At 65.5% G+C, this 278-nt stretch carries 1 pseudogene; it reads left to right on the top strand.

The window, feature by feature from the left end:
* Window positions 1-278: pseudogene (cca, locus tag ACQG3P_RS19575) on the top strand (multifunctional CCA addition/repair protein); the annotation flags it as partial.

Raw genomic sequence — 278 nt, 5'->3', positions numbered from 1 at the left:
TATCGCCGCGCAGCTGGCGCCGGGCGATGATCTGGTGGGATTCGCCGCGCTTTCCCACGAGCTGGGCAAGGCACTGACTCCGCAGGCGGAATGGCCGCGCCATGTGATGCATGAGCAGCGCGGGCTGTAACCGCTGCGTGCGCTGTGTGATCGCTTGAAGGTTCCGCTGGATCACAGTCAGCTGGCCGAGGCGGTGTGCCGCGACCTTCTCAACGTGCACCGCATCGACGAATTTCGCGATGGCACGGTGCTGGAGCTGCTGGGCCGTTGCGATGGGT

The sequence above is a fragment of the Stenotrophomonas sp. SrG genome (genome assembly GCF_050031795.1).
In the GTDB taxonomy this organism is placed as follows: Bacteria; Pseudomonadota; Gammaproteobacteria; order Xanthomonadales; family Xanthomonadaceae; genus Stenotrophomonas; species Stenotrophomonas rhizophila_A.
This window is presented reverse-complemented; position numbering and strand designations above follow the sequence as displayed.